Genomic DNA, 6174 nt, shown 5'->3' with positions numbered 1-6174 from the left:
ATATCTTTAAAGAAGGTTTTACAATATAAAATAAAAAACAAATTGAATACTACAAATATGGCAAATAGTATTTTCATAATGTTAGTTGTATCCTTTGTTAGTGCCTTATCGTCAATTATATTGATAACAGTCCATCCTGACTTTTCTGAGGTGTATTTTGATATATACTTAGTGTCTTTTTTATAATTATATTTATAAAAATTATTGTCCTTATTGTTAATATCCTTAAGATATTCTACTTGAGAAACATTTTTTCCAAGCAAACTTTTATCCGGTGATATTACAATTTTCCCCTTAGGATCAGCGATAATCATTTTTCCTACAGAATCATTCGTAAATCTTGAATAGATAGAATTTAGTGCCTCTGTTTTAATTTCACAATATATAAACTCAGTAGCTGTATTGTACCAACTGTATTCTGGACTAATTCCAACTAAAAAATCAATTCCTTTAGCATTAACATCATCAGAACTATTAAAATTATTTATACTAAATACTTTGTCTTTATTTTTTATACTTTCCTTATACAATGAACTGTCTTTTACATCAGAATCATTTTTATATAGAGGGTCTTTATACTTAAATATCTGGCCATTCTTTGAAAAAAATACTATTGAATTTATCATCCCTTGATAGGCAAATAAATAATCAAGCTTTGATTCTATCTTTGTGGAAATTTCAAGCTTTTTAACAGAATCCTTTTCCTCATACCAACTATTTACAAGGAGTAATAGTTCATTTTCATTTGAAACCTTTGCTACATTGAGGGATATCCGCCTTAACTCAAGCTCAATATCCATTGATAGCTGTTCCATATTTTGCTGAGTCTTTTCATTGTAGTGAGAAACCAAAACTCCTTCATAAAGCTTATTAATAACAACACTAGTGATAATAAAGGGTATAACTATAAATAAAATAAAGCTACTAATAAACTTTTTCGACATATTTTTACTATTTATCATAAAATTACCACCTCATTTTNNGTATAAAATGGCATATAATATTAATATTAAAGAGCATCTACGAAAAATGTAAATGCTCTTTATAAAGAATTATCTCATTATAGTTTTTCTTCTTCTGAATAAACCAATGCCTATAGTGCTGATGATTGGTCAAAGCCCAACTAACATATTAGTATCTGCAAAGGAGCCTGTCTTAGGAAGTATTGTCACATTTACAGTATTTTTCTTCGATACAAACTCATCAACAGCCTTCCTCAAAGCTACTATATGACATGAAAATAGCCAGCAAGTTTAATCGCTGGCTATTTTTATTCACGTAATCTAGCATTGAAAGAGAGAAAGTAGGCATTAGGATTAAATTTGCCATCCCCATTCCCTTTAATCAAACCTGCTTCTGCAGCTGTTACCACATATGGTTTTGCCCATATTGGAATCTGATCTGCATCATCAAACGCCAGTGTTAACTTTGTATTTACTTCAAGACCCAGCGCACGAACAATAATAACGACAAATTCACTTTTGGTTATTTCATGATTTGCACGGAATGTACCATCTTCGTATCCCGTAATGAAACCAGCTTTAACAAGTGTTTGAATGAATGGCTGAACCCATAACTACTGCATTACTTCTGCTGACTGCTTGCGGTTGCAGTTTTCTTCAACGCAATTTTTGGATCTTCTTTTACTGTAATTTCTGCAACAGCTTTCTTGTCAGTACCTTCTATCGCACCATTTTTAATAAACACATTTTCCTTGCTTATTTGATTATCAGAAATGCTGTCCCATGTAACAGATACAAAAGTCTTTGTATTATCACTTAATTTTACTTCAAGCCTGCTTGGAGTATTGGTGTTTTACCAATTACTGTACTTACTTTTACTTCAGGAATTTCAGTGATTGTAGTCCCTTGGATCTGTAACTATAACAATAGCCTGAGCTTTTATTTTAGTTCCTGTTACCCTACCCTTTACGCTGAATGATCCAACATTCTTATAGCTATCTTTAGCTATTTTATCCCAAGTTACAGGTACATTTATAACTGTACCATTTGATGTGAACATCTTCGCAGTTTCTGGCATAACAGGTGAAGTTCCTACTGTAGTGTAAACATTCATCACTTTTGCATCTACTATATCAACTTCTTCACTAGCCGTTACAGTTACAGTAGCTATAATAGCTGCAGCTTCAACGCCATTAATGTGTCCTACTACTTCAAATGATCCTTCTTCAGCATATTTTGAAGGGGCAATTGCTGGCCATTGAACTGGCAATTCCATTTCTGTGTTATTGCTCAATGTTGCCTTTACTGTTGAAGGCATTTCCGGGTGCATTCCCACTGATGTGCTGACCTCAACGGTATCTGGTCCAGTAATGGATGGAGCTTCTTGAGCAACTCTCATCTCAGCTACACTCGCCCAACCATTAATACCTTCTAACGCTGTTAACTTAACATGAGTTATTGGCTTTGAACTATCAATTGCTACTTGTTTTGTAGCAACTGTTCTTTCCCATGTTCCACTTGAAACAACTTTAGTAAAGTCTTCAGCACCTGCATACTTAACATATAGGTCATATTTTGTAATGAAGCCATTACCACTTGCTTCTCCTCTACTATTAGTCTCCTGTCTTGGAGTTACATCTAATCTGTTTCCATTGTAAGCTTTACCTAAATCAAGAGTAATGGATTGTGGTAATGTATCGCTTCCATCCCAAGCTGTGTGCCACAATGAACCTGTGTTTCCATCAAGAACATTTTCAGGGTTATCACCTTCTTGATAACCAGTTGCACTTGCTTTGATACCATCTACAGGAATAGCAGATAAGTCAACAGGTGCAATTGGCAGCGGTTCAATTGTAGCATCCTTTGCTTCCTTAACCACTAGATCATCAAGGATAAAGTCTCCTGCTGAACTTCCGGCCGTATTTCTTGCTCCGATCCAGAAATCTTCCGTACTTGCTGTAAATTTAACAGTGAACTGTGTAGGAACGGTTGCCTGTGGCATTGGTACATTCATCACTTCCTTAGTACCGTTACCAACAACGAAATTAACCTTCTTATCAAACTGACTTTCATATTTGAATGATACTTCGTAAGTTGTTCCTTTATCGAATCTTAAAGTCTGCGGTAATGTTCTCATGATGAGACCACTACCAGTTTTATGGGACTTAATGGACCATTCGCCATTTAATACGTCATCAACTGCTTTTCCATTCCAACCTTTTTGAGTGTATGGAGCGTGTAATTCTGATAAATGAGTACGTGGATCACTTACTCCGTCAGCATCTGCTATAACAAATGGAGTCAAACCTTGGTCAACATTTTCAAAATCTTCAGCTAATACTACATCTGAAGATTGTGGAACAACTCTCTTTGTAGGTACAGAGCGTACATCGTCAAATGTTACAGTCGCTGTTCCTGGAGCTACTTGCAAGTATAATTTTGCAGTTTCCTGTCCTTCTGCTATATCAAATACTACTCTCATTCTCTGCATATTTGTGCTGTGCTTTGAGTCAGCTGAGATATAGTTTTTAAGCGGTGAACTTTCAGTATAGTTAGTTATGTTTGCTCCGCCGAAATTTTTAACACCAATAGTCGTTTTACGTTTTGCATTTCCTGCAGTGTTTGGATCGCTAGCATTTGTACGGTTTGGTGTATTGCCAACCTGAACATATATTGAAGTTGAGTATGTTCCTGGCTTCAATCCTGATAATTTAGTTTCTAATAAAGTCTCTTCATTGTTTTCTTTTACTACTAATTCATATTGTCCACGATTGTTACGTTCTACTGTTGCAGCACCGCTCTTTACTTTCCAGTGATCTAATGTTCCGCTGTTGAAGCTTGGATCCTTTGTAGGCATTCCAAATCCCCACTTCATATCTTCAGCAGTTACAGAAACATCACCTTTGTATACAACGTAAGCTTGTTTTGGTTCTGCTTCAATCGTGATTTTGCCATCAACTACGTTTAATACTTTTTTATCTTTCTTACCGGTATCTGTTAATGTGTATAACTTAACTGTTGATACATTGTTCCAGCTATTTGGAAGCTCCCAAGTCGATGATCCGCCAACTTCATTGTAGTGGTACAATTTCTCTTCAACTTTAGCCAATTCACTATCTGTCTTATCGGCATTTGGCGACCATGGCAGCAAATATTTGAGGTTTGAATACGTTACCTTATCATAAATGTTCCCGCCATCAGAAGCTTTCGTAATTGTTACATCTTCTTCTAGAAGCTTTTTACCATCTTTCGTAAATGTTCTTTTTCCATCATCTGTTCTCTGCGCAACAACATTTCCTTTAAATTCAACTCTCCCTACATTGTCTTTCACATCGTACTTCGTCATGGGGAAGCTTTGCAGATATTTGGTTGGTAGATTTGTTTTGAAGACAACATCGATCATTTCATCATAATTTACTCTACCCTGCCATCCTTCAGCATCAGTTGCCTCCGTGCCGCCGAGGATTGGGTGACGAACTATCCAAGTATCCTTCTGGTTATTTCTTATAAATCTTGCGATGTCACTGCTGTAGCCCTTTATGTTTTTTCCACCGTAATCATAATCAACTGACCAGTGATTCCAAACGGCTTCATCTTCTAATACATTTGGAAACTCAGTAGTAAGGGCCCATCCCAAAGAATTCACTTCTCTTGCAAATCTTCTTCCATTAAAGCCCTGTTCATACCATGCATCAGCATAAATAAAGTCAAGTGTTGGTGCATCGTCCTTTAACATCTGTAATCGTTTCATTCGGTTGCCAGTATAAACTTCTCTACGGTAGGTTGGATCATCAAAGTCATAGGATTGGTCAATCCAGTCCCAACCAGGTTTATTTAAATTCACCAATTGATCATCGAAAGCCTTTGCTTCCGGGTGAGCACCTGTGCCGCTAATATGTACACCCATGAAAGCATTATAGCTCTGTGCTTTTCTTACAAGTGTATCCATATCCTTCTGTCCGCCCTGACGTACACCTATATGTCCGCCGTAATCCGGATGTGCCGAGTCATGACCTTCTGCTTGGTAACCCTTTAGTTCCACAAACTGTCCAAGCCCATCAGTTGATAAATATATTCTTTTTGTTTCATCTAATGTCTTTAAGAATGGGTTTGTTGCCTGGCTACCAAAGTTCATTGGTATACGGTGAACAACAAGTTCGGACATTCTGTCGCTGCCAACAGGATTGTTCATAATATTACGGTAAGCAATAGCTGCATCCTGCCAGTCCATTTGATCATCACCATTTGCATCTTCTGTGATCACTACTTTAGCGTGTGGTAATGGCTCCGTTATATCATCAGGCATTTCATTTCCACGATATACCCATGAAGCACTCCACAAAGCTGTTCGAGAATAACCCGTTTTCTCTGTAGTCTGCTTAACAATACGGTGGTTGTCATTGTCTGCATCTTTATTTGTATCACCAAATGCATTTGACCAAACACTTGCTGCCAATTCATCATTGTTAATGAACGCGTACATATAGTTTTTTGGTGTACTATCTACCGTAGGAGTACCTGATACAGGTTGATACACATCACCTTTTTTATAAACAGCGTTTTCCATTCTGGAACCGGCAAATTCTGCGCCCGCTTCTGTACTTCTTACCGATGCCAAGCTATGGTTTGGAATTTCAATGGTGTGTATTCTCTTTGTACCATTTCCCTCCACTTTTGTTACTTCAAAATCAAGTGTATTCTCTTTTACTGTTATGGATAGAAATATCACTACATTTAACTCATCAACGGTTAGAACATAGTCAGCTTTATTATCTGCTGCTTCTGTGTAGGTTACTTTCGGTACATAGTCTGTTCCGTTAATTCTTATTGTGTTTAATACATCTTCTGAGCCATTTAATACTTTGCTGTTTAACTCATACTTTATTACTCTTGGAAAATTCTTGTCTACCTCAACTTTCATTTGATTTGATGCTATTATTCCATCATAAGCTGCAGCATCTGCAGCATCTGCAGTTCCTGAAAATGCTGGAATTGTAATGCTAATCATCTGTGCAGAAGCTACCACAATTGCTAAGTTTTTAATTATCTTTGACAGTGACATGATTTACCTCCTCTAGGTTTAATCCATTTCTTCTCAATTGCTTTTAATCAATCTTTAGTTTAACTTAAGCTGTAGAAACAACATTTTTACCTAGAAAAGGAATATTAAAGTCAAATACTTGTGTAAACATAAATAATGATAAAAATAAAC

The 6174-nt window shown here is 36.3% G+C and carries 3 protein-coding genes and 2 pseudogenes; all 5 read right to left on the bottom strand.

All coding sequences use genetic code 11. From position 1 onward, the window contains the following. Positions 1–962 (bottom strand): cache domain-containing protein (locus tag V7137_RS18575; protein ID WP_335699450.1); only part of this gene is annotated, 962 nt, incomplete at its 3' end. A gap of 308 nt (positions 963–1270) precedes the next feature. Further along, positions 1271–1489, bottom strand: coding sequence for an S-layer homology domain-containing protein (locus V7137_RS30725; RefSeq protein ID WP_374226401.1), 219 nt, complete (start codon positions 1487–1489; stop codon positions 1271–1273). Beyond that, positions 1484–1561, bottom strand: a pseudogene (locus V7137_RS30720) (S-layer homology domain-containing protein); the annotation flags it as partial. The pseudogene V7137_RS30720 and the gene V7137_RS30725, both read right to left, overlap by 6 nt. A 23-nt stretch (positions 1562–1584) precedes the next feature. Next, positions 1585–1791 (bottom strand): annotated as a pseudogene (locus V7137_RS18570) (Ig-like domain-containing protein); the annotation flags it as partial. A gap of 60 nt (positions 1792–1851) precedes the next feature. Then, positions 1852–6024: an endo-alpha-N-acetylgalactosaminidase family protein gene (locus V7137_RS18565; protein ID WP_256358552.1), complete on the bottom strand. Its 4173-nt coding sequence runs from the start codon at positions 6022–6024 to the stop codon at positions 1852–1854. Positions 6025–6174 lie beyond the last annotated feature (150 nt).

Source organism: Neobacillus drentensis (genome assembly GCF_036962765.1).
Taxonomy (GTDB): domain Bacteria; phylum Bacillota; class Bacilli; order Bacillales; family Cytobacillaceae; genus Neobacillus; species Neobacillus drentensis_C.
This window is presented reverse-complemented; position numbering and strand designations above follow the sequence as displayed.